At 67.5% G+C, this 26,429-nt stretch carries 28 protein-coding genes, 1 tRNA gene, 1 pseudogene and 1 riboswitch; of the genes and pseudogenes, 20 read left to right on the top strand and 10 right to left on the bottom strand.

What is annotated here, in order from left to right:
- From ACFE7K_RS05140 to ACFE7K_RS05210, 15 genes and pseudogenes are all read left to right on the top strand, one after another.
- A pseudogene (locus ACFE7K_RS05140) lies at positions 1-621 on the top strand (cell division protein FtsH); the annotation flags it as partial.
- Position 622: 1 nt separating this feature from the next.
- The gene (locus ACFE7K_RS05145) at positions 623-1,030 is read left to right on the top strand and encodes a hypothetical protein (RefSeq protein ID WP_375397101.1); all 408 of its coding nucleotides are present in this window, start codon (positions 623-625) and stop codon (positions 1,028-1,030) included.
- A gap of 114 nt (positions 1,031-1,144) precedes the next feature.
- Positions 1,145-2,419, top strand: a complete 1,275-nt coding sequence (locus ACFE7K_RS05150; RefSeq protein WP_375397102.1) for a glutamate-5-semialdehyde dehydrogenase — start codon at positions 1,145-1,147, stop codon at positions 2,417-2,419.
- A 30-nt stretch (positions 2,420-2,449) separates the two neighbouring features.
- Positions 2,450-2,704 (top strand): CopG family ribbon-helix-helix protein, encoded by a 255-nt coding sequence (locus ACFE7K_RS05155; protein WP_375397103.1) that lies wholly within the window; start codon positions 2,450-2,452, stop codon positions 2,702-2,704.
- Positions 2,701-2,988: a type II toxin-antitoxin system RelE/ParE family toxin gene (locus ACFE7K_RS05160; RefSeq protein ID WP_375397104.1), complete on the top strand. Its 288-nt coding sequence runs from the start codon at positions 2,701-2,703 to the stop codon at positions 2,986-2,988. The genes ACFE7K_RS05155 and ACFE7K_RS05160 overlap by 4 nt, the downstream gene beginning before the upstream one ends.
- Positions 2,988-3,617 (top strand): nicotinate-nucleotide adenylyltransferase, encoded by a 630-nt coding sequence (locus tag ACFE7K_RS05165; protein WP_375397105.1) that lies wholly within the window; start codon positions 2,988-2,990, stop codon positions 3,615-3,617. Before ACFE7K_RS05160 ends, ACFE7K_RS05165 begins: the two co-directional genes overlap by 1 nt.
- An 8-nt stretch (positions 3,618-3,625) precedes the next feature.
- Complete coding sequence (gene rsfS / locus ACFE7K_RS05170) at positions 3,626-4,018, top strand: ribosome silencing factor (RefSeq protein ID WP_375397106.1); 393 nt, start codon at positions 3,626-3,628, stop codon at positions 4,016-4,018.
- A 235-nt stretch (positions 4,019-4,253) separates the two neighbouring features.
- Positions 4,254-4,676 (top strand): 23S rRNA (pseudouridine(1915)-N(3))-methyltransferase RlmH, encoded by a 423-nt coding sequence (locus ACFE7K_RS05175; RefSeq protein ID WP_375397107.1) that lies wholly within the window; start codon positions 4,254-4,256, stop codon positions 4,674-4,676.
- A 4-nt stretch (positions 4,677-4,680) separates the two neighbouring features.
- A complete protein-coding gene (locus ACFE7K_RS05180) occupies positions 4,681-5,856 on the top strand; it encodes a murein hydrolase activator EnvC family protein (RefSeq protein ID WP_375397108.1) in 1,176 nt (391 codons plus the stop codon).
- Positions 5,857-5,932: 76 nt separating this feature from the next.
- Positions 5,933-7,261, top strand: a complete 1,329-nt coding sequence (locus ACFE7K_RS05185) for a S41 family peptidase (RefSeq protein WP_375397109.1) — start codon at positions 5,933-5,935, stop codon at positions 7,259-7,261.
- Between the two features lie 8 nt (positions 7,262-7,269).
- The gene (locus tag ACFE7K_RS05190) at positions 7,270-7,740 is read left to right on the top strand and encodes a disulfide bond formation protein B (RefSeq protein ID WP_375397110.1); all 471 of its coding nucleotides are present in this window, start codon (positions 7,270-7,272) and stop codon (positions 7,738-7,740) included.
- A gap of 41 nt (positions 7,741-7,781) precedes the next feature.
- Positions 7,782-8,273 (top strand): demethoxyubiquinone hydroxylase family protein, encoded by a 492-nt coding sequence (locus tag ACFE7K_RS05195; protein ID WP_375397201.1) that lies wholly within the window; start codon positions 7,782-7,784, stop codon positions 8,271-8,273.
- Positions 8,274-8,284: 11 nt separating this feature from the next.
- Positions 8,285-8,728, top strand: coding sequence for a hypothetical protein (locus tag ACFE7K_RS05200; RefSeq protein WP_375397111.1), 444 nt, complete (start codon positions 8,285-8,287; stop codon positions 8,726-8,728).
- Between the two features lie 71 nt (positions 8,729-8,799).
- Complete coding sequence (locus ACFE7K_RS05205) at positions 8,800-9,312, top strand: DUF2306 domain-containing protein (protein ID WP_375397112.1); 513 nt, start codon at positions 8,800-8,802, stop codon at positions 9,310-9,312.
- Positions 9,305-10,729: a hypothetical protein gene (locus ACFE7K_RS05210; protein WP_375397113.1), complete on the top strand. Its 1,425-nt coding sequence runs from the start codon at positions 9,305-9,307 to the stop codon at positions 10,727-10,729. Before ACFE7K_RS05205 ends, ACFE7K_RS05210 begins: the two co-directional genes overlap by 8 nt.
- Here ACFE7K_RS05210 and ACFE7K_RS05215 read toward each other — a convergent pair.
- A complete protein-coding gene (locus ACFE7K_RS05215; RefSeq protein ID WP_375397114.1) occupies positions 10,686-11,336 on the bottom strand; it encodes a DedA family protein in 651 nt (216 codons plus the stop codon). The two genes, ACFE7K_RS05210 and ACFE7K_RS05215, sit on opposite strands and share 44 nt — an antisense overlap.
- 116 nt (positions 11,337-11,452) lie before the next feature.
- Between ACFE7K_RS05215 and ACFE7K_RS05220 the strand changes: the two genes are divergently transcribed.
- Positions 11,453-12,280: a hypothetical protein gene (locus tag ACFE7K_RS05220; RefSeq protein ID WP_375397115.1), complete on the top strand. Its 828-nt coding sequence runs from the start codon at positions 11,453-11,455 to the stop codon at positions 12,278-12,280.
- A gap of 7 nt (positions 12,281-12,287) precedes the next feature.
- Here the strand turns inward: ACFE7K_RS05220 and ACFE7K_RS05225 are convergent, their stop codons facing one another.
- From ACFE7K_RS05225 to ACFE7K_RS05250, 6 genes are read right to left on the bottom strand one after another with little or no spacing between them, the layout of a single operon-like run.
- Entirely contained in the window at positions 12,288-13,673 is a 1,386-nt protein-coding gene (locus ACFE7K_RS05225; RefSeq protein ID WP_375397116.1) for a UdgX family uracil-DNA binding protein, read from the bottom strand.
- A 40-nt stretch (positions 13,674-13,713) separates the two neighbouring features.
- On the bottom strand, positions 13,714-14,961 hold the full coding sequence (locus ACFE7K_RS05230; protein ID WP_375397117.1) for a putative DNA modification/repair radical SAM protein: 1,248 nt from the start codon (positions 14,959-14,961) through the stop codon (positions 13,714-13,716).
- A gap of 54 nt (positions 14,962-15,015) precedes the next feature.
- A complete protein-coding gene (locus ACFE7K_RS05235) occupies positions 15,016-15,783 on the bottom strand; it encodes an ABC transporter ATP-binding protein (RefSeq protein WP_375397118.1) in 768 nt (255 codons plus the stop codon).
- Positions 15,780-16,763: a FecCD family ABC transporter permease gene (locus ACFE7K_RS05240; protein ID WP_375397119.1), complete on the bottom strand. Its 984-nt coding sequence runs from the start codon at positions 16,761-16,763 to the stop codon at positions 15,780-15,782. Before ACFE7K_RS05240 ends, ACFE7K_RS05235 begins: the two co-directional genes overlap by 4 nt.
- The gene (locus ACFE7K_RS05245; RefSeq protein WP_375397120.1) at positions 16,760-17,608 is read right to left on the bottom strand and encodes an ABC transporter substrate-binding protein; all 849 of its coding nucleotides are present in this window, start codon (positions 17,606-17,608) and stop codon (positions 16,760-16,762) included. Before ACFE7K_RS05245 ends, ACFE7K_RS05240 begins: the two co-directional genes overlap by 4 nt.
- Positions 17,608-19,536 (bottom strand): TonB-dependent receptor plug domain-containing protein, encoded by a 1,929-nt coding sequence (locus tag ACFE7K_RS05250; protein WP_375397121.1) that lies wholly within the window; start codon positions 19,534-19,536, stop codon positions 17,608-17,610. The genes ACFE7K_RS05245 and ACFE7K_RS05250 overlap by 1 nt, the downstream gene beginning before the upstream one ends.
- 184 nt (positions 19,537-19,720) lie before the next feature.
- Positions 19,721-19,947, bottom strand: a riboswitch (cobalamin riboswitch).
- Between the two features lie 205 nt (positions 19,948-20,152).
- Between ACFE7K_RS05250 and ACFE7K_RS05255 the strand changes: the two genes are divergently transcribed.
- From ACFE7K_RS05255 to ACFE7K_RS05265, 3 genes are all read left to right on the top strand, one after another.
- Positions 20,153-21,385: a dipeptidase gene (locus tag ACFE7K_RS05255; RefSeq protein WP_375397122.1), complete on the top strand. Its 1,233-nt coding sequence runs from the start codon at positions 20,153-20,155 to the stop codon at positions 21,383-21,385.
- Positions 21,386-21,394: 9 nt separating this feature from the next.
- A complete protein-coding gene (locus ACFE7K_RS05260) occupies positions 21,395-22,174 on the top strand; it encodes a sulfite exporter TauE/SafE family protein (protein ID WP_375397202.1) in 780 nt (259 codons plus the stop codon).
- Between the two features lie 334 nt (positions 22,175-22,508).
- On the top strand, positions 22,509-23,144 hold the full coding sequence (locus tag ACFE7K_RS05265; protein ID WP_375397123.1) for a PEPxxWA-CTERM sorting domain-containing protein: 636 nt from the start codon (positions 22,509-22,511) through the stop codon (positions 23,142-23,144).
- Between the two features lie 82 nt (positions 23,145-23,226).
- On the opposite strand, the gene ACFE7K_RS05270 is transcribed toward ACFE7K_RS05265, so the two are convergent.
- Both ACFE7K_RS05270 and ACFE7K_RS05275 read right to left on the bottom strand, forming a co-directional pair.
- Positions 23,227-24,171, bottom strand: coding sequence for a type II CAAX prenyl endopeptidase Rce1 family protein (locus ACFE7K_RS05270; RefSeq protein WP_375397124.1), 945 nt, complete (start codon positions 24,169-24,171; stop codon positions 23,227-23,229).
- A 227-nt stretch (positions 24,172-24,398) separates the two neighbouring features.
- A tRNA-Ser gene (locus tag ACFE7K_RS05275) sits at positions 24,399-24,488 on the bottom strand.
- A gap of 157 nt (positions 24,489-24,645) precedes the next feature.
- Here ACFE7K_RS05275 and ACFE7K_RS05280 point away from each other — a divergent pair.
- Positions 24,646-25,356: a DUF1134 domain-containing protein gene (locus ACFE7K_RS05280; protein ID WP_375397125.1), complete on the top strand. Its 711-nt coding sequence runs from the start codon at positions 24,646-24,648 to the stop codon at positions 25,354-25,356.
- A 12-nt stretch (positions 25,357-25,368) separates the two neighbouring features.
- Here the strand turns inward: ACFE7K_RS05280 and pyrC are convergent, their stop codons facing one another.
- Positions 25,369-26,406 (bottom strand): dihydroorotase, encoded by a 1,038-nt coding sequence (gene pyrC / locus ACFE7K_RS05285; RefSeq protein WP_375397126.1) that lies wholly within the window; start codon positions 26,404-26,406, stop codon positions 25,369-25,371.
- Between the last annotated feature and the right edge of the window lie 23 nt (positions 26,407-26,429).

A 26,429-nucleotide genomic window follows, 5' to 3' on the forward strand; every position in this document is an offset into this window, starting at 1 on the left:
CCGATCCACAAGGCGACGATCATCCCGCGCGGCCGCGCGCTGGGCATGGTGATGCGCCTGCCAGAGCGCGATTCGTACAGCTATCACCGCGACAAGATGTATGCGAACCTGGCGGTCAGCATGGGGGGGCGTGTCGCCGAGGAAGTGATCTTCGGTTATGACAAGGTGTCGTCGGGCGCGTCGTCGGACATCCAATACGCGACCGGCCTTGCCCGCGACATGGTCACCAAATGGGGCATGTCGGACAAGGTCGGGCCGGTCGAATACGCCCAGCCGGAGGGCGAATCGTTCCTGGGCTATTCGTCGTCGCAGCCGGTGCGGATGTCGAATTCCACCGCGCAGCTGATCGACGACGAGATCAAGGGCATCGTCCAGGGCGGGCTCGATCGCGCCAAGCACATCCTGAGCGAGCATGTCGACCAGCTTCACCTTCTGGCCGGCGCGCTGCTCGATTTCGAAACGCTGTCGGGCGAGGAGATCAAGAAGCTGTTGAGCGACGGCGATATCGGCCGGCCCGATCCCGGCGCCAGCGCGACGATCGTGCCCGCGGGCGGCACGTCGATCCCGCGCACCCGGCGGCCGAAAGGCCCGTTCGGCAACCCGGCGCCCGCGGGCGCTTGAGGTGCGGCGGGCGAGCATCGCCGGGGGCATCGTCGCGGTCGTGCTGGCGGCCGGCGCGGCAGCCGCCGACCTGCCGCCGATCACGGTCGACCAGTTCCTCGCCGAATATGACGCGATGCAGGCCAAGGCGAAGACCGTCTTCGCTCCGGCGCAAGCCATGGCGCAGTGGCCCGAAGTGCTGGCTGTCACGCACCGGATCGGCGAAGATGCCGCCGCCTATCGCGCCGATGTCGATGCGGCGGTCGCCGCCGGCAAGCCGCCGCGCGCCTGCCTGCCGCCGAGGGGCCAGGCGCAATTGAAGTCTGGCGACCTCATTGTCGCCTATCGCGCGCTGCCGGCGCCGCAACGCGCCCAGCCCGAACGCCGCGCATTCTACGCCTATATGGACCAGCATTACCCCTGCCGCTGATCGGTGCGACCCGGCGATGTCCATGGCCGCGGCAGTGATGTCGCCGGCCGTTTCCATTCCCCGCCACTGGCACATCGATGGCATCGCCGCCGCAGTCATGATAGCGCACGCGCGATGAACGCGATCGGCGATATCGAGCTCGACGCGCCCGCATTGATCGCGGCGCTGGGCGCGCGCGCGCGCGCCGCGGCGCGGCGGCTCGCGGGCGTGTCGTCGGCCGACAAGGCGCGCGGTCTCGACGCCATGGCGCGGGCGATCCGCGACGCGGCACCCGCCATCCTCGCCGCCAACGCGATTGACATGGCGAACGGCCGCATCGCCGGGCTGACGCCGGCGCTGCTCGACCGGCTCGAACTGACGCCGGCGCGCGTCGCCGCCACCGCCGACGGCGTCGCCGCGATCGCGTCGCTCGACGATCCGGTCGGCGCGATGATCGACACGGTCAGACGCCCCAACGGCCTCGCATTGTCGCGCGTGCGCGTACCGATCGGGGTGATCGGCATCGTCTACGAAAGCCGCCCCAACGTCACCGCAGACGCCGCCGCTCTGTGCCTCGGCGCGGGCAATGCGGTGATCCTGCGCGGCGGGTCGGAAGCGATCGCGAGCAACCGCGCGATCCACGCCGCGCTGGCCGCGGGGCTGGAGCAGGCCGGCCTGCCCGCCGATGCGGTGCAGCTGGTCGGCACCACCGATCGCGCCGCGGTCGGCGCGATGCTGGCCGGCGAAGGACTGATCGACATGATCGTGCCGCGCGGCGGCAAGGGGTTGGTCGCGCGCGTCCAGGCCGAGGCGCGGGTGCCGGTACTCGCGCATCTTGACGGCATCAACCACGTTTATGTCGACGGCTCGGCCGATCCGGCGATGGCAGCGGCGATCGCGGTCAATGCCAAGATGCGCCGCACCGGTATCTGCGGCGCGATGGAAACGCTGCTGATCGACCGCGCCTTTGCCGATCCCGCGCCGATCCTGCGCGCCCTTGCCAGCGCAGGCTGCGCCTTGCGCGGCGATGCGGCGACGCAGGCGATCGATCCGGCGGTGGCACCGGCCAGCGACGCCGACTGGGATACCGAATATCTAGACGCAATCGCCTCGGTCGCAATTGTCGACGGCGTCGCCGGCGCGCTGGCGCATATTGCCCGTCATGGATCGCATCACACCGACGCGATCGTCGCGAGCGACGAGGCGGTCGCCGATTGCTTCCTGGCCCAGGTCGATTCGGCGATCGTGCTGTGGAACGCCTCGACCCAGTTCGCCGATGGCGGCGAGTTCGGGCTGGGCGCGGAGATCGGCATCGCCACCGGCCGTCTCCACGCGCGCGGACCGGTCGCGCTGGAAGGGCTGACGACCTACAAATGGATCGGGCGGGGGACGGGGCAGGTGCGACCTTGATAATTGTCGTCGGATGTATACAATGACGATATGAGCAAGAGCATTGTCATTACCACGCGCCTTGATGCCGAAACGTTGGGACTGGTCGACAAGGTCGCGTCGGCGCAAGGACGGAGCCGCGCCTGGTTCGCGGCCGAGGCGATCCGTCGAGTCGCCGAGAGCGAAGCCGATTTCCTGGCATTCGTGCAGGCTGGAATTAATTCGGCCGATCGCGGCGAGTTGACACCGCATGACGAGGTTTTTGCCAATCTGCGCGACCGGAGGCGTCGGCATAGCGCCGCATGACCGGCGTATCCTGGTCCGATGAAGCGATCGCCGACTTGGAGGCGATCGACGATTATTGGGCATGCCATAGCGAAGCGCGCGCCGAGCAGGTCATCGAGCGGATCGAGCGCGCTGCCGCATTCCTCGCCACGATGCCTCATGCCGGTCCGGCGCTCGACCGCTCTGTTGCGTGCAAGTGGCGCGTCATACAGACCATGTACATTCTGATCTACCGGATCATCGACAACCGGATCGATGTGCTGCGCGTGCATCACGCCCGCGAGGATTGGCGGGTTGAACCCTGATGCGCGTCGGCTTGCTCGGCGGATCGTTCAATCCGGCGCATTCGGGGCATCGCGCGATCAGCGTGGCGGCGATCGCGGCGCTCGGGCTGGACGAGGTGTGGTGGCTGGTATCGCCCGGCAACCCGCTGAAGGACGAGGCGGCGGACATGGCGCCGTTCGCCGCGCGCTTCGCCTCGGCGCGGGCGATGGCCAGGCATGCGCCGATCCGGGTCAGCGCGATCGAGACGCGGCTGGGCACGCGCTACACCGTCGACTCGCTGGCCAAGGTCCAGCGGCGTTACGCGCGGATCGACTTCGTGTGGCTGATGGGCGAGGACAATCTGGCGACGTTCGACCGGTGGAAGGGGTGGCGCCGGATCGCGCAATCAATCCCGATTGCGGTGATCGCGCGTCCGGGGTATGACCATGCTGCCCACGCGGCCCCCGCGGCGGGTTGGTTGCGGCGCTTCTTCCGGCCCGCATGCCAGGCGAAGAACTGGACGACGTGGAGATTGCCGGCCCTCGTGCTGCTGCGCTTTCGCCCCGACCCGACTTCCGCAACGCGGCTGCGCCAGTTGAATCCTGGCTGGGCCGATCCCGCGTGGCAGCGCCGTCTCCTGCCTCGTTCACCCGACCCGACGGCACCTTAGGAGCTATCTTGGCCACATCCCCCAATGCCTATCGATCGTCCGATGCCGATGGCGTCGAGGCGCTGCACCGGCTCGTCCTGTCGAGCCTCGACGACGACCAGGCGGTCGACACCATCTCGATCCCGCTTGCCGGCAAGTCCTCGATCGCCGACCATATGGTGATCGCCAGCGGACGGTCGACGCGCCAGGTCGCCTCGATGGCGCAGAAGCTGGCCGAGCGGATCAAGGCCGAGACCGGGCGCACGACGCGGATCGAGGGGCTGCCGACCGCCGACTGGGTGCTGATCGACGCCGGAGACGTGATCGTCCACCTGTTCCGCCCGGAGGTCCGTACCTTCTACAATCTGGAGCGCATGTGGGCGTTCGGCGATGCGCCGACGCCGGTCGCGACCCCGCACTGAGCGGCGCGACCGAATCGGCTCGCCGGTTTTGACATTATCCGCCTGTCCTACAGGCGGCGAGACTGCCAGATGCCCGGGATCCCAGATCGCCTAGATCACAGCGACCGCATATCCGGCGGCGACCATTGAGGGCGGACGACACCGTGAACTTATGTGAACTTTGCCCCTCCGCTGGCGATTGCCGGGTGCAGTCGCCCCGGATGGCTTCGATCAAGAGCGGGTAGCGGACGCCCCGATGCTCCTCCATATCGTGGCGCGCGGGCGGATCGGCCGCAGTCCGGAGGCCGAACTGGTCGATCGCTACCTGAAACGCGTCGCGTGGCCGACGCGCGTCACGGAGCTCCCCGATACCGGCGGCAAGCTGCCGGGGGTCGAACCGCAGACCCGGATCGTCCTGCTTGACGAGGCCGGCGACACGCCTGGATCGATCGTGTTCGCCGGACGGCTGAGCCGGTGGCGCGATGAGGGCGTGCGCGAGGTGCGGTTCATGATCGGCGCAGCGGACGGCTTCTCGGCGGAAGAGCGTGCCGCTGCCGATTACCTGCTGTCGTTCGGCCGGCTGACCTGGCCGCATTTGCTGGCGCGCGCGATGCTGGCCGAGCAATTGTGGCGCGCGACGTCGATCCTTGCCAACCACCCCTATCACCGCGAAGGATGATCGCGTGAAGCGGATCCTGCTCCTCGCCTTGGCGCCGTTTGCCGCCGCGCTCGCCGTTGGCCAGGGCAGCGCGCAATTGGCGGTCGCCGAGCAGCAGCGCCGCCTGGTCGAGGCACGCGCGCAGTCCGCCGCCGCCGCCGCACGCGCGGCGATGCTGGACGCCGCCGCCGCCGGTGAACGCGACGCGGCGGCCAAGGCGCGCGCGCAGGAGGCTGCGATCGCCGCGCGGGTCGGCCAGGCCGAAGCGGATATCGCCGCTGCCACTGCCCGGATCGCGCTGGTCGACCGCCTGCTCGCCGATCAGCGGACGCGGCTCGCCGCCGAACAGGGACCGATCGTCCGACTGATCGCGGCGCTGCAATCGTTCGCGCTGCGGCCGAGCGTGCTGGGCGTCCTTCAGCCCGGCAGTCTCGACGACCTGGTCCATGTCCGCGCGGTGCTGGCCAGCACGCTGCCCGTGGTCGCGGCGCGGACCGCCGGCCTGCGCGTCCGGCTGGACCGCACGCGGCGGCTGCGCGCGGGTCAGGCGGTGGCGGCGGCGGCGCTTGCCGAAAGCCGCACGCGGCTTGAAACGACGCGGCGCGCTTATTCGCGGATGGCCGCCGCGCACCGCCTGAAATCGCGCGATCTGGGCCGCGACGCGCTGGTCGAAAGCGATCGTGCGATCGGCCTGGGCGAACGCGCGCGCGACCTGGTCGACCAGATGCAGACGACGCAAAGCGCGGCCGGCCTCGGCGCCTCGTTGGGACGGTTGCCCGGCCCGTCGCCGCGCCCGGGCGACGAGGTCGCGACCGCGCTGCCGTGGACGATCCGCACGGCGCCCTATCGCTTGCCGGTCGCCGGGCGGCTGGTCACGGGTTTCGGCGAGCTGTCCGATTCGGGCGTGCGGTCACGCGGGCTGAGTTTCGCCGTCACCGCCGCCGCGCCGGTGATCGCGCCGGCCCGCGGTCGGATCGCCTTTGCGGGGGCGTTCCGCGGTTACGGCAATGTCGTCATCATCGATCACGGCGGCGGCTGGACCAGCCTGTTGTCGGGGCTGGGCGCGCTGGACGTTCAGGTCGGCCGGAACATCGCCCAGGGCGACCGCGTGGGTGCCGCGCCGCAGGTGGCACAGCCGGTGGTCACGGTCGAGCTGCGCCGCCGCGACCGCGCGGTCGATCTGGTGCCCTTGACCGGATAGCGGCGCGACTGGCGACATCGGCTAAACCCCGCTAGGGTGGCAACCGGCGTCTTTTCCCCAATATCGGATTGTCCCTATGGCTCGTGCACTTTCGTTCTTCCAGGCGACGGCGATTGCCGGCGCGCTGGCGCTCGCCCCGATGGCGACCGCGGCGATGGCGGCGGTCGACAACGAGACCTATAACGAGATCGACCGCTTCATGGAGGTCTTCAACCGGGTGAAGGCGACCTATGTCGAGAAGGTCGACGACAAGAAGCTGATCCGCGGCGCGATCGACGGCATGCTGGCCAGCCTCGATCCGCATTCCTCCTATGTCGATGCGGTCGATTTCCAGAACATGCGCATCCTGACCGAGGGCAATTACGGGGGACTGGGCCTGTCGGTGACGATGGAGGACGGTGCGGTCAAGGTGATCGCGCCGCAGGAGGACACGCCGGCCTTTCGCGCGGGGATCAAGGCCGGCGACTATATCACGCATATCGACGGCCAACTGATCTATGGCGAGACGCTGGACGAGGCGATCACCTCGATGCGCGGCAAGCCGGGCACCAGGATCGCGCTGACCATCGTCCGCCCCGGCCGCGACAAGCCGATCGACATCGAGCTGGTTCGCGAGGTGATCATCCAGAAGCCCGTAAAATGGGAAGTGAAGGGCGATATCGGCTATATCAACATCAACACCTTCTCCGAGAATACCGGCGCCGACGTCCGCGCCGCGATCGCCGGCATCGACAAGGCGCTGGGCAGAAAGCCGGTCGGCTATGTCGTCGATCTGCGCGACAATGGCGGCGGGCTGCTCAGCCAGGCGGTCGAGGTCTCGGACGCCTTCCTGTCGTCGGGCGAGATCGTCTCGCAGCGTGGGCGCGAGAAGAGCGACATCGAGCGCTATTACGCCAAGCCAGGCGACGATGCCGGCGGCCTGCCGGTGATCGTGCTGGTCAATGCCGGCACCGCATCCGCGTCGGAGATCGTCGCCGGCGCGTTGCAGGACCATCACCGCGCGCTGATCATGGGTGAGCGCAGCTTTGGCAAGGGGTCGGTCCAGACCCTGCTCCAGCTCGACGATTCGACCGCGCTCCGGCTGACCACCGCGCGCTATTACACGCCGTCGGGCCGATCGGTGCAGGAGGGCGGCATCCGCCCCGATATCGCCGTGCCGCAGATCAGCGACCCAGACTACAAATCGCGCCCGGTGTTCCGCGAGGCGGACCTGCGCAAGCATTTGGTCAACGAGGTCAAGGCCGACAACGCGATCCTGGAGGAGGATACCAATATCGATCCCAGGTTCTCCGCGACCGCCGACGCGCTCAAGAAGAAGGGGGTCGCCGACTTCCAGCTTTATTATGCGCTGCAGACGCTCGGGCGGCTGTCGCCCGCGCCCGCGCCCACCGTGGCGAAGCGCTGACCCGCGACATGGGTGGGCTGCGTCCTGCGCGCCTGGTGGTGCTGCTGGTGCCCGCCGCTCTGCTCGGCGGTGCCTGGGGCGCGCAATTGATCGGCCGTCTCTATCCGTGCGAGATGTGCCATTGGCAGCGGTGGCCGCATTACGCCGCCTTGGTGCTCGCGCTGCTGGCGTTTGCGCCCGGCCTGCCACGGCGCGCGCTGGTGGTGCTGGCGGCGCTGGCAATCGCCGCCAGCGGGGTCATCGGCGTGCTCCATGCCGGGGTCGAATATCACTGGTGGCCCGGCTTCACGCCGTGCACGCGGACGATGGGGAACAGCGGCAATGCGCTCAACGACATGATGCGCGCGCCGATCGTGCGCTGCGACGTCGCGCAATGGACGTTTCACGGCGTGTCGCTGGCCGGGTTCAACGCCCTCCTCTCGCTGACCGGCGCGCTGGCCGCGATCGCGTTGCTGACCCGGCGGGGGCGCGCCACGTGACGCGCTGGCGCCCCGGGGATCGCCGCGCGGCGAGCGATGCGATGATCCGCGTCGACCAGGCCGGGGAATTCGGCGCCACGCGCATCTATGCCGGGCAGCTGGCCGTGATGGGCGACCGCAGCCCGATGGCGCGCTCGATCGCCGGCATGGCCGGGCAGGAGCAACGCCACCGGGTGTTCTTCGATCGGGTGATCGTGGCGCGCGGCGTGCGGCCGACCCTGCTCCAGCCTTTGTGGAGCATCGGCGGCTATGCGCTCGGTGCGGTGACCGCGGCGCTGGGGCCGGAGGCGGCGATGGCCTGCACCGCCGCGGTCGAGACCGAGATCGACCTGCATTATTCGGAGCAGCTTAAGCAACTGGGCGATAGCGATCCGGAATTGTCGGCGGCGGTCGCCGACTTCCGCGCCGAGGAGGTCGACCATCGCGAGACGGCGATCGCCGGCGGCGCGGAACGAGCGATCGCCTATCCGCTGCTGTCGGCGATGATCCGGCTGGGGTGCCGGGTGGCGATCGCGACGGCGAGGCGCGTGTGAGGAGGATGAGGATGAGGATATTGACGACGGCGATCGCCATCGCCACGGCCCTGCCGGCGACGGCCCAGACCGCCGGCCCGCCGGTCGGCCCGGCCAAGCCTGCGCCGACTGCCCCCGTCGAAACCGCCAAGGGCGCACCGGTCAACGGCGTGCTGGTGCTTTACGGCAATCAGCGCTGCCCGACCGACAGCAGCGGCAACGAGATCGTGATATGCACGCGGCGCGACGCGTCCGAACAATTCCGCGTCCCCAAGGAGCTCCGGGAGTTCAAGATCACCCCCCAGAACGAAAGCTGGGCGGTGCGCGCGCAGGGTACCACCGATGTCGGCGGCTCCGGCATCGGCTCGTGTTCGGCGGTCGGACCCGGCGGCGGGATCGGCTGTTCGCGGATGCAGTTCAAGGAATCGAAGCAGACCGACCGCGAGCGAGATGCCGACGAAAAGCAGGGGCAATAGCTGGCGTGGTCAATTCCCGGCTGTGGCGCCCAGCATGATCGCCTATCGTCGTCTTCGGCAGGGAGCATGGCATGGTGAGTATCTTCATCAAGGGCGGTGCGTCGCGCCGGCCGATCACCCCCGATCTCTATGAGCGCTTCCTTGCGGCCGCAGCGACATTGCTGCTGGCCGCAATGGTCGTCGCCCTGGCAAAGGGGCGGGGGCAATGGGGCGAAGTGCCGGTACTGGTCTGGACGCACCTGGCGACGATCATCGTCGCCCTGGCGTTGACGCCGTGGATGCTGTTGCGTCCGCGCGGGACGCGACTGCACCGCCAATTGGGCAGATTGTGGGTAGCGGCAATGGTCGCGACCGCCTTTATCAGCCTGTTCGTCCAGGTGATCCGGCCCGGTCATTTCACCTGGATTCATATCCTGTCGATCTTCGTGCTGATCATGGCGCCGCGCGTCTGGCTGACCGCGCGGGCGCATAATGTCGCCGGGCATCGCGGAACGGTACGTGGACTGGTGACCGGGGCGCTGGTGATCGCCGGCTATTTCACCTTTCCCTTCGACCGTCTGCTCGGCCATTGGCTGTTTGGCTGAAACGGTAAGCCGCCCGGCGATCACCCGGCTGGCGCTGGCGGCGCTGATATGGCTGTCGTGCGTCTGGTTCGGATCGTGGCCGATGAACCCCAACCAGACGGTCCGGCTGTTCGCGGCGATGTCGCTGGTCGAACAGGGCGATGCGACGATCGACGAATACCAGGCGCTGACGATCGACAAGGCCCGGTTCGACGGCCATTTCTATTGCGACAAGGCGCCCGGCATGACCCTGCTGGCGTTGCCGGCGGTGGCGCTGGCTGACCCGATCGGCGGGCGCTGGCGCGGGCCATTGCCGCAGACGGTGTTCGATCCGACGTTCGAGCGTTTCCTGCGGTTGCGGCTGATCCTGGCCGTGGCATCGATTACCGCCGTGCTAACCGCGCTGGCGGCGGCGGCGCTGCACGATTTGGCGCTGCGCCTGGCCGGCGATCCGATTGCGGCGCTGGTCGCCAGCCTGGGCTTTGCCTTGGGAACACCGATCTGGGGCTGGTCGACGACCCTGTTCGGCCATGCTCCGGTCGCGGCCTTGCTCGTCATCGCGGTCTGGGCATTGTGGCGGGCCGGGGAAGCGCGGCGCCTCGGGCTGGCCGCGCTGGCGGGTGGCGCGCTGGGGCTGTCGGCGCTGATCGAGCTGCAGTCGGTGCTGGCGGGGTCGGTGATCGCCCTTTGGGGAATATGGCGGCTGCGTGCCGTCCGGCCGCTCGCCGCTGCCGCCATCGCCGGTGCGGTCGTGCTGCTGGTGCCGCTGGTCGCCTATAATCTGGTCGCGTTCGGCACGCCGTTCCGGCTGGGCTATCAGGGCGTGGTCGGATTTGACGGCATGAACCAGGGGCTGTTCGGGCTGGCTCTGCCCGACGCGCGCGTGCTGGTCGAAATCGTCGCCGGCAAGCGTCGCGGGCTGCTGTGGGTAGCTCCGGTGCTGGTCCTGGCGCCCGCCGGGCTGTGGCAGCTCGCGCGGCGGCAGCGCGCGACGGCGCTGATGCTGGCGGGGGCGATTGCCGCCATCCTGCTGGTCAACGCCGCCTATGTCTATTGGGACGGCGGCAACTCGACCGGCCCGCGCCATTCGGTGGCGGCACTGGGGCTGCTGGCGGTCGGGCTTGCGCCGTTCTGGGCGGGCCTGCGCCGGATGTGGGAGCGGGTGGTAGTCGGCGTGTTGCTGGCGCTGTCGATCGCGATCAACCTGGCGATCGCCGCCGCTGATACGCTGGCGCCGGCCGATGCGGCCTTTCCGCTATGGGACCCGATCCTGGCGGTTGACTGGCGCGGCGGGATCCTGCGCACGCTGCCGAGCGACTGGCTGGGCTGGTCGCCATTTGCGGGAGTCTCCTTGTATCTCGCGCTCGCGGCGCCGCTTGCCCTTGTGCTGGCGATCACGGCACGCGCGGCGGCTCGGTCCGCGCCTTCAGCCCCCTGACGCGATGCCAGATGTAGAACGCAACCCCCGCCACCATCACCGCCGCGATCAGCATTTCGATCGAATGGAACGCCGTTTTCAGCCAGGGATCGCTGTTCCACGCCTTGCCCAGCTTCATGCCGGCCCAGGCCAGCCCGAAACACCAGGGCCAGGAACCGAGAAAGGTATAGACGTGGAACGGCACCAGCTTCATTCGCGCAACCCCGGCGGGAAACGCGATGAACGACCGGATGCCGGGCAACAGCCGCCCGATCAGCACGGCAAGGCCGCCATGTTTCGCGAAGAAGCGATCGGCGATGTCAATCTCGCCGGGTCCGACCAGCACGTAGCGGCCCCATTTGAGCGCCAGCGGGCGCCCGCCATGCTTGCCGATCTCATAGGCCACGATCGACCCCAGATTGCACCCGATCGCCCCCGCCGTCGCCGCCAGGAACAGGTCGAACCGCCCGGTCGAGACCAGATAGCCGGCAAACGGCATGATGATCTCGCTGGGCAACGGCACGCACGCGCTCTCGATGGCCATCAGCAGCGCGATGCCGAGATAGCCCCCCGACGAGATGACCCAGATGGTGAAGCCGGCCAGCACGGCGAGGATGCGCTCGATCATGGCCGGCGGGATGGCGGATCGATGCCGCGATGGAAAGGCGAAATCCACCGGTGCGTCCTACGCGACCACGTCACGAGGTAGTGATCGATTAGGCTCGAGCCGTTAGGCATCGGCGCATGGGCTTGGTGTACATAGTGCTGATCCTCGCCGCGCTGCCCCCGTTCGCGGCGGTGTTGCCGGCGCGTGCGGCGGGGATCGCCTTCGGGTCGATTGCGCTGATCGCCGGTTTGCTGCTGCTCCAGGCGCATACGACGCCGTTTGGCGAGGACCATGACCGGCTGGGGCTGGGCAACCTCATCCTCGTCGGCTGGATCGCCCTGGCGGCGGCAGCGCTGGCGGTGCGGCTGGCCTGGCAAAGCTGGCGCGGCGATCTCGACGCGATGATCACGCCGCGCGACATGCGGGCATTGTCCTGGATGCTGCCGGTCGGCATCCTGGCGGGCGTGCTGGCGATGCACTGGCTGAGTAACCGGCTGGCCGGCGCCCGGCCGGCCTGGCTGGCGCATGTGGCGGCGTTCCTGATCGCAGCCCTGATCGCGGCCGGGATTGGCGTGCGGGCGCGATCGAAATCGAGGGGCCCCGGGGTGATGCTGGCGATAGTCGCCGCGTCGACGCTGGCGCTGCTGGTCGCCGCAGCGGCGGTCATGGCGCCGATCTGGGCGATGCGCGCGCGGTCGGCGGCGGCCGGCGCGCCTTATTGCCTGCTCGCCTTTGCCGGGCGCGACCATCCCCGTGCGGCGCGGTCGGTGTTCGACCTGTCGCCGCTGGTCTCGCGCAGCGGCGGGCGGAGCTTCGTCGACGATGCCGACTGGCTGATCGTGGCGACGCCCGAGGGATTGCGCGCGCGACGCTGGCAAGCGCCGTTTGGGCGAGCAAGCGGTTTCGACGATAGCCTCCCGCTTCGTTCCACCGCCTGTCGGCCGGTGGCGGGCGGCACGCCCTGATACCGGATCAGGCGACCAACGCCGCCGCCGCGCGCAGGTCATCGACGAAGCGCGCATATTCGGCCGCCTTCGCGGCCTCGTCGGGCAGGCGGAGCAGATAGCTCGGGTGAACGGTGATCCACGCCTGGCCGCTGCCATCGGGCAGGTCGATGGGCCGGCCGCGCTCGCGCCCGATCGTGACCGTGCGGCCGAGCAGCGACCGCGCCGCCGTCGCGCCCAGCGCCACCGTCACCTGAGGCCTAACCAGCATCACCTCCTGCTCGATCCACCAGCGGCAGGCGTCGATTTCGGGGCCGTTGGGCTTGGCGTGTATGCGGCGCTTGCCGCGTTGTTCGAACTTGAAGTGCTTGACCGCGTTGGAGACGTAGATGCGGGCGCGGTCGACGCCCGCCTCGGCCAGCGCGCGGTCGAACACCTGCCCCGCCGGTCCGACGAACGGCTGGCCGGCCAAATCCTCCTGGTCGCCCGGTTGCTCGCCCACGAACATCATCGCGGCATCGACCGGACCTTCGCCGAACACCGTCTGCGTCGCCTGGCGATGGAGAGGGCAGCGCGTGCACGCCGCCGCCTCGTCGCGCAGCGCTGCCCAGGCGCCTTCGACATTGCTCCCAGCCTTCACCCGTGCCGCCTGGACCATCCCTGCCTCCCGCGCTTGCGCGCTTGCGATCAGTTGCGGCACCAACGTCGTTTCCGGCATGTTTTTCCAGTATTTGCGCGGCATTTCCTTGAGCATCGCGGCGACTTTGACTCGCGCGGGGTTGAAGATCGACGCATAATAGGTCCGCCAAACGTCCTCGACCGGATCGCCGTCGGGGGCATCGCGCTTGGTCGCGCCCGGACCTTCGCCCAGCATTGCGCCGTCCCAGTGAATCGACAGTCCGGGCGTCAGGATCGACCAGCGCATCGCAGCGAAGCGCTCGACGAAGAAACCGGCATTGGCGCGGACGATATGATGCTCCGGTTCGAACCAGGCAACATAGCGCGCGCCCGCATCGTCCGCCATTTCGCGGAAGCGGACGAACGCGCGCATCTTGTGGATATCGCGCCGCACCGCCTTGGCGAGCGCCTCGGCCGTGCGCACTAGCGGGTCGGCCTGGTCGTCGAGCAGTCGCGGCCGATCGCCCAGCCGGGTCAGCAATCGGTGGAGGAGCGCGAAGCGTTCCGGGTCGTGGTGGAGGATCGCATTGCGGGCGAGATCGATGAAGGCGCGCGGCACCGAAAAGGCGCCTACCGGCGTACCCGCGGGGGGCGAGCCATCGCCGAACAGGTCGCTTGCCGTCTCGCCGACCTGCCATGTGACCTGGTCCGGCGCGACCCCGGCGATCACCAGCGCACGCACCGCGTCCCGCCAGCCGGTGAAATCGTCTTCCTCGGCGAGCGTCACCAGACGCATGGTCGGCCTGCAATGTCTGGCAACGACCCGCCCGGCACTTTCACCCGAACAGCTCCATCTGGCGAACCCTGGGCGCGACCAGCGGGCGCAGGTCGGCGGCGTCGCTGAGCGTGAGCGGTCGCCAGTCGCTGGCGATCACGAACGGCCGCACCTTTGCGAGCGATACCGTCAGGCGCGCGACATCGACCAGCTCCAGCCGCCGCCATCGCCGCGCCGCGACGATCCGGTCGACCGCGCGGGTGCCAAGGCCCGGCACGCGCAGCAGCATCTCGCGCGGCGCACGGTTGATGTCGACCGGAAAGCGGTCGCGAAACTTCAACGCCCATGCCAGCTTGGGATCAATGTCCAGCGGCATCATGCCCGTCGCCTCGTCGGCCGCCGCGGCGACCTCGTCGGGGGTGTAGTCGTAGAATCGCATCAGCCAGTCGGACTGGTACAGCCGATGCTCGCGCATCAGCGGCGGGCGCTTGAGCGGGAGGACAATGCTGGCGTCGGGGATCGGGCTGAACGCGGAGTAATAGACGCGGCGCAGGCCGAAGCGGTCGTAAAGGCCCGCGGCACGGCCGACGATATCGCGGTCGGTGGCGCCATCTGCACCGACGATCATCTGGGTCGACTGGCCGGCCGGGGCGAAGCGGGGTGCGGCCTTGTACCGTTTACGAGCGTCGCCGGCGTCGAGGATGGCGTGCTTCATCCCGGCCATCGCGCCATCGATCCGGCCAGCATCCTTGTCGGGCGCCAGCCGCGCCAGCCCGGCGGCGGTAGGCAGCTCGACATTGATCGAGAGGCGATCGGCATGCTGCCCGGCAAGGTGGATCAGCGCGGGATCGGCATCGGGAATGGTCTTCAGATGGATATAGCCGCGAAAGTCATGGTCCTCGCGCAACGACCGCGCGACCTCGACGATCTGCTCCATCGTATAATTGGAAGATCGGATGATGCCCGATGACAGGAACAGCCCCTCAATGTAATTGCGGCGATAGAAAGCGAGTGTTAGCTGGACCACTTCCTCGGCCGAGAAGCGCGCGCGGCGGACATTGCTGCTCTTGCGGTTGATGCAGTAATGACAGTCGAAGATGCAGCTGTTCGTCAGCAGGATCTTGAGCAGGCTGATGCATCGGCCATCGGGCGCATAAGCGTGGCAGATGCCCATCCCGCCATCGGTCGACCCGATTCCCTTGCCGTTCTGTGAGTTGCGCTTGACCGTGCCTGAGGAGGCGCAACTGGCATCATATTTGGCGGCATCGGCAAGAATGGCGAGTTTTGCGCGGGCATCGAGCTTGGACATGCGTTCGATATATGTTCTGATTATCGATAAGTCGACCGATACTCGTCAATGGACCTAGTCGAGAAATCGCACCGCCGCGCCGTCGGCGTCGCGTATGATGCAAACCCGTACGTCGTAGAGCCCGCCGAGCGCCGCTTCGGTGAAGATCGTGTCGGCCGGGCCGGCCGCGATGACCTTGCCCGCCTTTATCGCGACGGCATCGTCGGCGATGCGCATCGCCAAGTCGATGTCGTGCAGCGCGACTGCCACCGTATGCCCGGCATCGGCCAGCGCGCGCAGTCGATGCGCGGCATCGATGGCATGCCGGGGATCGAGGCCGGCGGTAGGTTCGTCGACGATCAGCAGCTCGGGATCGCCGACTGTGGCGCGGGCGAGCATCACGCGCGCCAGCTCGCCGCCCGACAGTCGTGTCGCCGCGCGATCGCGCAGGCCGTCAAGGTTATGCCGGGTAAGTGCCGCGTCGATCAGGGGACGCCACGCCGCCGGAAGATCGCCGAACGCGGGCAGGTGAGGCGTAAGACCCAAAGCGACCACGCGCTCGACGGTGATCGCCCAGTCGACGCGGGGGTTCTGCGGCAGGTAGGCCCGTCGACTCGCCAATCCGCGCCGACCGATTGTTGCGAGCTGCTCGCCGCCCAGCGTTACGGTCCCGCTGTCGGGCGCCAGCAGTCCGGCCGCGACGACGAGCAACGTGCTTTTGCCGGCGCCGTTGGGGCCGATGACGACGGTCAGCCGGCCCGCGGCGAATCGGGCGTTCGCCCCGTCGAGTACCAGCCGCCCGCGCCGGCGGACGCTGACGCCTGTCAGGACGAGATCGCTCACGGCGCCGTCCTTCGCAGATGGAGTACGAGCCACAGGAAGAACGGCGCGCCGATCAGGCTGATTAGCACGCCCAGCTTGAGCTCGGGGCCGAGCCGGATGATGCGGGTCGCGATATCGGCCACCACCACCAGCAAGGCTCCCGCCAGCGCGGCGGGGGCCAGCGTCCTGCCAGGCCGGTGCCCGACCAGCGGCCGGACGATGTGCGGCGCGACCAGCCCGACAAAACCTATCGCACCCGTCACGGCCGTCGCCGCGCCCACGCCGAATGCGGTGCCGAACAGGGCCAGCAACCGGATCCGGCCGACGTCGATGCCCAGGCTCTCGGCCTGTGCCTCGCCCAGCGCCAGTGCGTCGATCGCGCGCCCGGTCAGCAGCAGTAGCACGGCGCCGACCGCGATGAAGGGCGCCGCCAGCCGCACATGGTCCCAGCTGCGGTCGGCCAGTGAACCGAGCAGCCAGGTCATGATCTCATAGGCGGCATAAGGATTGGGTGCCAGGTTGAGCGCCAGGCTGACGCCCGCCCCCGCAATGCTCGACACCGCGGCGCCCGCCAGGATCAAGGCGAGCGTTCCCCCGCTCCGCGACAGGACCAGCGCCAGGCCCGCGGTGACGAGGCCGCCGACCAGCCCGAACAGCGGGGCGGCAAGCGTGAAGCTGGACGCGAACCCGTAATAGATCGCGACCACCGCGCCAAGCGACGCTCCGGTCGAGACACCAAGGAGGCCCGGCTCGGCTAGCGGATTGCGGAGCAGTCCCTGGAGGACCGCCCCCGACAGGCCGAGAATGCCGCCCACAAGGATGCCGAGGATCAGGCGCGGCAAGCGGATTTCGGTCATGATCAGGCCGGCAAGCGTCGGACGCGGCGCAACGATGGCCTCGATCAGCGCGGCGGGCGACAGCCAGATACTGCCCGCCAGCAGGGAAGCGGCGCCGGCCAGGATCAGCGCCGCCACCAGCAGCGGGATGAGCCAGCGAATCATCCCTTGCGCCTGATCGCGGCGCGCACCTGCGCGCGCAGCGCCATGGCGGCATCGCCGATCGCCGGGGTGCCGCAGATCGTATCTCGCGCCGGCACGCGCAGGATCCGCGAAGACGGCCAGCGACGCCGCACCAGCACATGGTCCCGACGCTCGTCGCCAAGCGACGCGCCGCCATTGTCGCCGCCGCCTTCGATCAGGAAGTCGGGCGCGGCGCGCAGCAGCGCCTCGATATCGGCGGGTCCGGTTGCGGGGGTCACGTCCACCAGCCCGGCTGCGGCAATCACCGTGGCCAGCAAGGGGCTCTCCCGCATGCCGTCGCGTCCCCATACTGCCACCCGAATTGGCGGTGCCGCGGCAAAGGCGGACATCTGCCGGTCCATTCGGGCGATCAGTGCCGCGCCGCGCCGCGGCACGCCCAGCGCCGCCGCCAGATCGCGGACGTTGCGTCGTATCGCGGCGATGTCCTCGGCGTCGGCGATCGACAACAGGGGCTGGCGCAGACGCTCAAGCAACGCGCGTCCGGCCGGATTGGAAAAGGCATCGCTGACGATCAAATCGGGGCGCGTCGCGATCACCTCCTCGACGGCCCCCCGGTTGATGGCGACGCGTCGCGCCGCCCCGACCATCGCCGAGTAACGCGGATCGCGCGACAGCCAGGTCACCGACGCGATGCGCGAGGGCGGCAGGAGAGCCAGGACCAGCTGGTCGGTGCACTGGTTCATCGACATCACCCGCATGGGCCATGCCGTCCGCGCCGGGATCTCAGGCCCCGCCGCGCCGCACCCGGTCAGGCATAGCGCGACGGCCAGCTGCCCGGCCAGGAGCCGAGGCGCGGAACGCTTCATCAGAAGCTGACCTTCACCCCGCCATAGGCCGCTCGGCCCGGCGTCGCAAAGCTGAACACTTCCTCGTATTTCTCGTCAAACAGGTTCTCGACGCGGCCGAACAACGAAACCCGGTCGGTGATCTTGTACTCGGCATTCAGATTGACGAGGACATATTCCTGCAGCGAAACCGTGACGGGCACGAAGCTGGGGTTGGTGAAGGCGACGTCGGTCTGGCGGCCGTTATACCGCACCGTCAAGGTGCCGGAGAATCGCTTGTCGGCACTGAACACGGTGGTGTTCAGGCTGGCGATGTTGTTCGGGCGACGCACTTCGACCACGCCATTTTCGCGCGCGCGGAGATACGTGTAGGCGAGATCGAAGCGGAGTTGCGGGATCGGCTGCGCCGACACGAAGAACTCGACGCCGTGCTGGCGCGATAACGTCGTGCGGTTGCCGGGGGTCGCGATTAACAGGGGCGCCGGAAAGGTCGTGAAGATCTCGTTTTCAAGCTTGCTGTCGAAATAGGTCGCGCCGATGGTCGCTTTGTTGTCCGCGAAATCCTGCTCGATGCCGGCCTCCCATCCCTTGGACTTTTCCGGTTTCAGGTTCGGATTGCCGATGTAGCGGCCATCGGAGAAGCCGTAGAGTTCGTAATAGCCGGGGTTCTTGACGCCCGTGCCATAGGCGCCGCGTACCCGGGTGCCGGTGGCCAACCGATAGCTGGCCTGCGCGCGCCACGTCGTCACGTCGTCGAACCGCGTGTTTAAATCACGCCGGACGGAGGCGCCGAGCGACAGCCGGTCGTCGATCAGCAGGTCGTATTCGCCGACCAGTCCGATATTGTCCGTGTGCCGTCTGCCCTGAAAGGTGAACGAGGACGGCGTGATGTTCTGGAACTCCTCGCGCTCGACATCGATCGCGCCGGTCACCCGGCTCTGGAACCTGTCGGGGCCGAACCGGAAGCTCGATTCGTACGATCCCTTGTAGCGGCGGCCCTTGTCGCCATTGTTCAGGCCCAGGCTGGTGTAGCCCTTGCGCGTCGTGTCGGCGACCTGGCCGGTCAGCGCGTTGGTCCACCGGCCATCCGCCAGCGCGAGCTCGGCACGCACCAGGCCATAGAACGCATTGTTGGTGAACCGCACGCCGGGGCTGTCGACGATATAGCCGAACAAGGGCCCGCTGAACGCCGTATTGTTGGCCAGCGAATCGGTGAAGCTGTAGCGCGCGACGCCGGTCAGCGTGAAGATCGTCGACGGCGACCAGGTCAGCTTCGCGCTGGCGCCGACGTTCGTATAGCCGATATCGCGCGTACCGTTGCGCGCGGTCGGCGTGCCGTCGGTACGATAGAGCGAGCTGGACAAGGCATAGTCGAGATTGCCGGCCACGCCGGCGACGCGCACGCCGCCCGACGCGGTGCGCGACGATCCGCCCTCGGCACGCACCCGGATGCCCGGCGCTTCCGCCCCGGTCAGCGTGATGTACTGGATCACGCCGCCGATCGCGTCGGAGCCGTAGAGCGACGATTGCTGGCCGCGCAGCACCTCGATCTTGGCCGCCTCGTCGGCGATCAGCGTACCGAAATCGAACTGGCCCTGGAACGGATCGGACGCCTTGATCCCGTCGATCAGGACGAGCACCTGGTTGGCCTCGGTGCCACGCACGCGGACGTCGGTCAGGCCGCCGGCGGTGCGGTTGACGGCCAGGCCGGGAACGTCGCGCAGGACGTCGGCCACGATCCGTGTCTGGCGCTGCTCCATGGCAGAGGCATCGATGATCGTGACCGACGCGCCGAGGTTCTTGACGGCCACGCCGTCGCCCGAGCGCGAGGCGGTGACGATGATTTCGTCGCCCTGGTCGTCGATGGTGGGCCGGGTCGGATTGCTCTGTGCGAGCACGGGCGTCGCGGCGATCAGCGCGACGACGGAAACGAACGTCCTGGTCAACATGGTCTTACCCCTGGCGTCGAGCGAAGACACGACAGGGGCTGGCCGTCCTTTACGAACGACGGATCGCGCGACGACGGGCGGACGCCGATCAGCGCCCGTTCACCCACGCAACCCCTGCGGCCCCGGCCGCATGGTTCGTCGCTCAGACGGAGATACCGTGCCTTGGCCTTTCCCTGGACCACGGCAAGAGCGACCACGCGCCGGCAGGTCTCCTGGCTCACGGGTCAGGGCTTGACACACGCCTTCCCAGGGATGCTTGGCGCATCGGCCCAGTGGCTGTCCGGAACGATCCGGACATGTGCATCGCGCTCGCCGCTTACAGTTGCAGGGACAGCTGTGGAGTCGGACCAAGGGTCCTCACCACATTCCCTTTTAAGCCCCTTTCGGGGCACCGACGCGATCCTGGACGGTTCGGCAGGCGCCGCTCCGTCCAGGGCGCCCCTATAGTGCACAATGCGGACCGGGCAATAACCTATCGTTTCCATCTCGATGGCGGGATGCGGCAAGGGTCCGGCCAAACGCACAACCTGTTCTTTGCCGCGCTAAAGCGCCAAGTGATTGCATCTCCCATCGTATTGATGGAAATTATATGCAGTAATGTAACAAGGCAGATCCCATGCGCAACTCCATGGTCAAGGCAATCCTGTCCGATCGGCGCCTTCGATTCCTGCTGCTCGCCGCGCTGGTCGGCGCAGCGCCGCTCGCCGCCCAGACGATCACGTTCGACCCGCATCTCGACTTGCCCAAGTCCGCGCTGACGCCGGGCTGGACCGGGCGAGACGATCCGACATCGCAATTCGATCTGGTTCGCGCCAGGAGCGGTGGGCTGACCAGCGCCGCCATTGCGCTGTTCGTGGCGCAGGGCGCGCGCGACGCCGCCTCGCTGGCCACCGCGTGGGCCGACCTTCAGTTACGCGACGCCGCGATCCACGCCATCGCTCAGCGCAACCCCAAGCTGGCCGCGATCGCCTTGTCGCCGGCCGATCTCCGCCGCATCGTGGCGAGCGGCCGGTTCGCTTTGGTCGAGAGCCTGCTCAATGCGTGGCCGCTGGGCGAGGATCTCGATGGGTTCGATCGGCTCTATGCCCGCGGGGTCAGGATCGCCGGGTTCGTCCATGCCGGCAACAATCAGTTCGCCGATTCCTCGCGTCCCGCGCTGCCCCTGGGCGATCGTCCCGGCGAAAATGGCGGCCTGTCTCCGCTCGGCCAACGCGCGGTCAAGCGGCTCAACGACCTCGGCATCCTGATCGACGTCTCGCAATTGTCCGACGCGGCGTTCGACCAGGTCCTCAAGCTCAGCCGCGCGCCTGTCATCGCCAGCCATTCCGACTTGCGCAGCCTGGTCGACAATTCCCGCAACCTGACCGATGCGCAACTCGATGCACTGAAGGTCAATGGCGGCGTCATCGCGATCAATGCGTTCAGCGCCTATTTGCGCGCGCGTTCGCCGGCGACGCTGAAGGCGGTCGCGGCGCTGAACACCGAGTTCGGCCTGGTCCCGGGCGCGCCCCCGATCTCGCCGGAACGCCGCGCCGATTATGACCGCCGGTATCACGATATCGTCGGCAAGGAACCCAAGGCCGGCGTGGCCGATCTGGTCACCGCGGTCGATTATGCGGTCAAGCGCATCGGCATCGACCATGTCGCGCTGTCCACCGACTTCAACCATGGCGGCGGCCTGGTCGGCTGGGCCGATGTCGGCGAGACGCGCAACGTCACCGCCGAACTGAAACGCCGTGGCTATGACGATGCCCGGATCGCCAAATTGTGGGGCGGCAACGTTTTGCGGGTATGGCAGACGGCGATCGACAGGCGCGACCCCGCCTATCGTCCCGCCGCCGCCAGATAGCCGGTGGCTGTGTTCGCGATCAATCCGCTCTACGCCATTGCCGGCGTCGCCGTCGGCCTGCTCGTCGGCCTGACCGGCGTCGGCGGCGGATCGCTGATGACGCCGTTGCTCGTCCTCGCCTTCGGTTTCCACCCGGTGACGGCAGTCGGCACGGACCTGCTCTACGCCTCGGTAACAAAATCGGTCGGCACGGCGGTCCACCGCGCTGGCGGTACTGTCGACTGGCAGATCGTGCGGCGGCTGGCGCTGGGCAGCGTGCCGGCCACCGTCCTGACCCTCGCCGTGCTGGCCAATGCCGGCCAATGGCTTGAGGCAACCGCGCACATCATCACGGTGACGTTGGGCCTCGCGCTGGTGGCGACGGCGGCGGCGATGCTGTTTCGCAACCGCATCCTGATCCATTTCGCGCCGGTGCTCGACACCGTGTCGCCAGAGCGTATTCGTCGCCTGACCGTGATCCTGGGGGCGGTGCTCGGCGTGCTGGTATCGCTGTCGTCGGTCGGCGCCGGGGCGATCGGGATGACCGTGCTGCTCCTCCTCTATCCGAAATCGCCGGTGAACCGGCTGGTCGGATCGGACATCGCGCACGCCGTCCCGCTCACGCTGATCGCCGGGCTGGGGCATTGGGCAATGGGCTCGGTCGACTTTGGTTTGCTGGCGTCATTACTGGTCGGGTCGATCCCGGGGGTTATCGTCGGCAGCCTCATATCGAGTCGCGTGTCCGACACGTTCCTGCGCCCGATCCTGGCGGGGACGCTTCTCGTCGTTGGCGGACGGTTGATCTTTTAGAGACTGTTTGAAACGCGCTGAAGGCGCGTTTTGCGGGCCGGCACCGCATCGAAACTCGCTTTTTCGCGAGTTTCCAGACGGACTCTTAGCAGCATCCCACCGATCCGCCCGGAAAAATCGGCACATTCCCGGCCGCTTTCCGCACGGATTCTGATCAGTCCGACAGTGGATTCGGCGCGCGTCCCCCCTTGGTCAGCATTGCCTTGGCACCCATGCCAAGTTGGTCGGACAGCATCGAACGGCGGGCGCACTAAGGGCCATACCTTGGTATATAATATCTTGTGGTATCGGCCTATGTCCGGTAGATTGCAGGCATCAATCTACGGAGGCAATAATGAGAGTCTGGATCGCTCTGTCGGCTGTATCGGTGCTGGCCGCCGCCCTGCCGGCTAATGCGCAGACTTACTCACTGGGACCGATCGACAGCGGGCCGGTTGATGTGACCCCTTCCTACAAACCGGGTTACACACTGATCGACTTCAACAACGGCACTTCTCCCTTTGTTGGAGGAGGTGTGAAGTCCGGCACCGTTACCGACCAGTATGTAGCGCCTGCGGGAGACACGACCCCCTATTTCTCTGTCGGGCCCAGCACTACCATTTCGGCTACGCTCGCGCTTTCAGGCATCAACCAACTGAGCTTCTACTGGGGATCTCTCGATACCTATAACGTGATCACTTTTGAGGGATTGGGCCGATCATTCAGCGGCTCTGTTTTTGGCGGCACGGACTCTACAGTATACCGGCCTTCTCGCGAGGTGACGTTCTACTTTTCGCCAAGCGAGTCGGCCGCATTGACGGGCATTACCCTGACCAGCAGAACAAACGCGTTCGAGCTCGACAATCTGATATTCGGGTCCGCAGCGCCGGAACCTGGCACTTGGGCCATGATGATCGCCGGCTTCAGCATGGTCGGCTTTGCGCTGCGCCGCCGTCAGAAGGTCGCTGCCCGGGTCTCGTACGCGGTATAAACCCCTGCCCGGGACGGGACAGAGGAGCCGTCGGTCGAGAGGCCGGCGGCCTTTTGATAGGGCGAAAGGGAAATAATTTCGCTTAGGCAGTGCGGCCCCGTTGCCAGACCGGGCGCACGATTCGGCCGCGGCGCACCGCGACCTCCAGTAGCACCACCATCGCCAGTGCGTTGATACAGAGCCCGGGGATTGATGCATCCGTACCCGCGCGACCCCCCGTCAGCCAGTCCGGCCCATCCAGGATCGACAGGACATAACCATGTGGCTCGCCGGCCGTTACCGCGTCGCCATAAAGACCGACTTGGGCGAATTTCCAGGCTGCATGCAGCCCGATCGCAGCCCACAGGCGCCGCGTCACCATATACAGGACGGCAAATAGCAGCCCGGCTTCTAGCGCTACGGCGAGCACGGCATATGGCGTCTGGCTGTCGCTGAAGAATCGTACCGTCCCGAAGAAAATCATGGCCAGCAGCAGGGTGAGCCAGCTTCCAAGCAATCGCTCGACCAGCCGGAAACCGAGGCCACATACGACTATCTCCAGGACGATGGCGGTGCAAATCTGGACCACGAACGGTAACAGCATGACGTATGGCGGGTTGGAACCCACGACGCGAAGGGCCCCGAGCAGGCTCAGGACGGCAAATGTCGCAAAGGACAGGGCGAGCCCCCCGCAAAATCCCAGGACGAGTTCCGTCAGCCAGCCGCGTGCACCGAGTTCCTCGATGTCGGAGCGACGCTCGACGATGCGGACGAACAGGCAATAGGCCGTGATAGTCGCCGTCGCGCCGATCAGCGGTATGAGGTAACGCACGCCCGGAATATGGGCGGTGAATCGGAATCCGAAACCGATCAGGCCAATCGCGAGTGCCGATACGAAGAGCAAGCCTATCGCAACGACGGCGAGCATCACGGGGAAATGGATGACGCGCCACACCTTGCTGCCGGGCGGGGTGACGGGTTCGACAGGCATGATGTGCCCCGGTCCATCCAGCCGTACCAAGGCGCGCGAGCGGGGCAGTTCCGTCAACCTATCTCTCCTCGCCGCAATATCCGGACCGATGTTGTGGGCATGCAGATAAGAGATTTAGCCGCGGTGGAGCAAGCGTCGCGCGAGCGCGTCGCGGGCGCCCTTTTTGTGCTCGTCCTACGATCGAGGCCGCTCTTGGGGGGGGACGTCCAGCCAACTGGTGAGCGACTGCCACGCGGCCAGTGCAGTGAAGCGGCGTCGCGCAGCCGCAGAATTCTGCGACTGTATGGCGGAGACGGAGGGATTCGAACCCTCGGTACGGTTTCCCGTACGACGCTTTAGCAAAGCGTTGGTTTCAGCCACTCACCCACGTCTCCGGACATGTTGCGGCAGGGCGGCGCTATAACCGGGGTTTGGGCGGCAATCAACGTCAGGCGCCCGGCATATGAATCGACATGGGCCATTGCCGCGTTCATTGCCGGTCAAGGAGCAATCGGGCTAGCATGGCGGCGGTGATATTGGGGGGAGAAGGTCATGCGCCGCTGGATGACGTTCGTGTTGATGGTGGCGACGGGCCTCGGCGCGCCGGCGACGGCACAGCGGATGACGACGGTCGATCCCAACGTGGCGATCGACGGCGACCTGAAGTCGCCGCCGGCGCCGTCACCGACCCCAACGTCCGCACCCTCGGCCTATCCCACCGATGCCTATGTCCCCGCGGCGCCCGCCGCCGACGGCCCGCCGGTGCCGCCGACCACCGGCCCGACCTACCAGAAAGACGATTTGATCGGCGCCGCCGAGGGGGTCTTCGGCAAGGGAGCCAAGGGCCTGGGCGGGATCATCGAGAAGATCCTGCGCGAACAGGGCAGGCCCAACGCCTATATCGCCGGGCGCGAGGCGTCGGGGGCGTTCGTGCTCGGCCTGCGCTACGGGTCGGGCGTGCTGAGCCACAAGGTCGAGGGCCAGCGGAAGATCTACTGGACGGGGCCCTCGGTCGGGTTCGACGTCGGCGGCGACGCGGCCAAGGTGTTCGTGCTGGTCTACAACCTCTACGACACCGAGGACGTCTATAAGCGTTTTCCCGGCGGCGAGGGACGGCTGTATTTCGTTGGCGGGTTCGCCGCGACGTATCTGCGGCGCGGCAACATCGTGCTGATCCCGGTGCGGCTGGGCGTCGGCTGGCGCGCGGGGGTCAATGTCGGCTACATGAAGTTCAGCCGCAAATCGCGATGGCTGCCATTCTGAGCACGGGTGCGATCATTCGACCAGCCGCCAGCCAAGCGTCCTGCCGGCGTGGAAGGGCACAACGTCAGAGCCGCCGATATCGATCGCCGGGGGCACGATCGTCTCGGCGCGTTCCAGAATGATCGTGCCGGTATTGAGCGGCAAGCGATAGAAGTTCGGCCCGTTTTCCGAAGCGAACGCTTCGAGACGGTCGAGCGCCCCTTCCTCGTCGAACACCGTCGCGTAACTTTCCAGCGCATGCGGGGCGTTGAAGATCCCGGCGCACCCGCAATCCGCCTCCTTGCGCGCGACGTCGTGCGGCGCGCTGTCGGTGCCCAGGAAGAAGCTGGCCGACCCCGATACCGCAGCGCGGCGGATGGCGAGACGATGCCGTTCGCGCTTCACCACCGGCAGGCAATAGGCATGGGGGCGCAATCCGCCATCGAACAGGGCATTGCGGTTGAGCATCAGGTGCTGCGGCGTGATCGTCGCGGCGACCCGCTCGCCCGCCTGCTCGACGAACTGCGCCGCCTCGGCGGTGGTGATGTGCTCCAGCACGATCCGCAAAGCGGGGAAATCGGCGACGAGCGGCGCCAGGATGCGGTCGACGAACACCGCCTCGCGATCGAACATGTCGACATCGCGATCGGTCACCTCGCCATGGATCAACAGCGGCATGTCGATCCGCTGCATCGTCTCCAGCACGTCGGTCAGCGCCCTTATGTCGCTGACGCCATGGGCCGAATTGGTCGTCGCATGCGCGGGGTACAGCTTGCAGGCGGTGAAATCGCCCGCGGCAAAGCCTCGCGCGATTTCGCCGGGGTCGGCATTGTCCGTCAGATAGCACGTCATCAACGGCGTGAAGCCGCTGTCCGCCGGCAGCGCGGCGAGGATCCGATCGCGATAGGCGCGCGCCGCCCCGGCGGTCGTCACCGGGGGCGCCAGATTGGGCATGACGATGGCGCGCGCGAATTGCCGCGCGGTGAAACCGGCAACCCCCGCCAGCATCGCGCCGTCGCGCAGATGGACATGCCAGTCGTCGGGGCGGCGGATCGTCAGGCGCTCGGGCATCGACTTGTCCTGGAGCGGGTTGC

It is taken from the genome of uncultured Sphingomonas sp. (assembly GCF_964244265.1).
GTDB lineage: Bacteria > Pseudomonadota > Alphaproteobacteria > Sphingomonadales > Sphingomonadaceae > Sphingomonas.

Excerpts from the sequence above, each read along its gene's own strand:
- ACFE7K_RS05150 (WP_375397102.1), top strand. The coding sequence starts at position 1,145 with ATGAACGCGATCGGCGATATCGAGCTCGACGCGCCCGCATTGATCGCG.
- ACFE7K_RS05155 (WP_375397103.1), top strand. The coding sequence starts at position 2,450 with ATGAGCAAGAGCATTGTCATTACCACGCGCCTTGATGCCGAAACGTTG.
- ACFE7K_RS05160 (WP_375397104.1), top strand. The coding sequence starts at position 2,701 with ATGACCGGCGTATCCTGGTCCGATGAAGCGATCGCCGACTTGGAGGCG.
- ACFE7K_RS05165 (WP_375397105.1), top strand. The coding sequence starts at position 2,988 with ATGCGCGTCGGCTTGCTCGGCGGATCGTTCAATCCGGCGCATTCGGGG.
- ACFE7K_RS05175 (WP_375397107.1), top strand. The coding sequence starts at position 4,254 with ATGCTCCTCCATATCGTGGCGCGCGGGCGGATCGGCCGCAGTCCGGAG.
- ACFE7K_RS05185 (WP_375397109.1), top strand. The coding sequence starts at position 5,933 with ATGGCTCGTGCACTTTCGTTCTTCCAGGCGACGGCGATTGCCGGCGCG.
- ACFE7K_RS05190 (WP_375397110.1), top strand. The coding sequence starts at position 7,270 with ATGGGTGGGCTGCGTCCTGCGCGCCTGGTGGTGCTGCTGGTGCCCGCC.
- ACFE7K_RS05195 (WP_375397201.1), top strand. The coding sequence starts at position 7,782 with ATGATCCGCGTCGACCAGGCCGGGGAATTCGGCGCCACGCGCATCTAT.
- ACFE7K_RS05200 (WP_375397111.1), top strand. The coding sequence starts at position 8,285 with ATGAGGATATTGACGACGGCGATCGCCATCGCCACGGCCCTGCCGGCG.
- ACFE7K_RS05205 (WP_375397112.1), top strand. The coding sequence starts at position 8,800 with ATGGTGAGTATCTTCATCAAGGGCGGTGCGTCGCGCCGGCCGATCACC.
- ACFE7K_RS05215 (WP_375397114.1), bottom strand. The coding sequence starts at position 11,336 with ATGATCGAGCGCATCCTCGCCGTGCTGGCCGGCTTCACCATCTGGGTC.
- ACFE7K_RS05220 (WP_375397115.1), top strand. The coding sequence starts at position 11,453 with ATGGGCTTGGTGTACATAGTGCTGATCCTCGCCGCGCTGCCCCCGTTC.
- ACFE7K_RS05225 (WP_375397116.1), bottom strand. The coding sequence starts at position 13,673 with ATGCGTCTGGTGACGCTCGCCGAGGAAGACGATTTCACCGGCTGGCGG.
- ACFE7K_RS05230 (WP_375397117.1), bottom strand. The coding sequence starts at position 14,961 with ATGTCCAAGCTCGATGCCCGCGCAAAACTCGCCATTCTTGCCGATGCC.
- ACFE7K_RS05240 (WP_375397119.1), bottom strand. The coding sequence starts at position 16,763 with ATGATTCGCTGGCTCATCCCGCTGCTGGTGGCGGCGCTGATCCTGGCC.
- ACFE7K_RS05245 (WP_375397120.1), bottom strand. The coding sequence starts at position 17,608 with ATGAAGCGTTCCGCGCCTCGGCTCCTGGCCGGGCAGCTGGCCGTCGCG.
- ACFE7K_RS05250 (WP_375397121.1), bottom strand. The coding sequence starts at position 19,536 with ATGTTGACCAGGACGTTCGTTTCCGTCGTCGCGCTGATCGCCGCGACG.
- ACFE7K_RS05255 (WP_375397122.1), top strand. The coding sequence starts at position 20,153 with ATGCGCAACTCCATGGTCAAGGCAATCCTGTCCGATCGGCGCCTTCGA.
- ACFE7K_RS05265 (WP_375397123.1), top strand. The coding sequence starts at position 22,509 with ATGAGAGTCTGGATCGCTCTGTCGGCTGTATCGGTGCTGGCCGCCGCC.
- ACFE7K_RS05280 (WP_375397125.1), top strand. The coding sequence starts at position 24,646 with ATGCGCCGCTGGATGACGTTCGTGTTGATGGTGGCGACGGGCCTCGGC.
- pyrC (WP_375397126.1), bottom strand. The coding sequence starts at position 26,406 with ATGCCCGAGCGCCTGACGATCCGCCGCCCCGACGACTGGCATGTCCAT.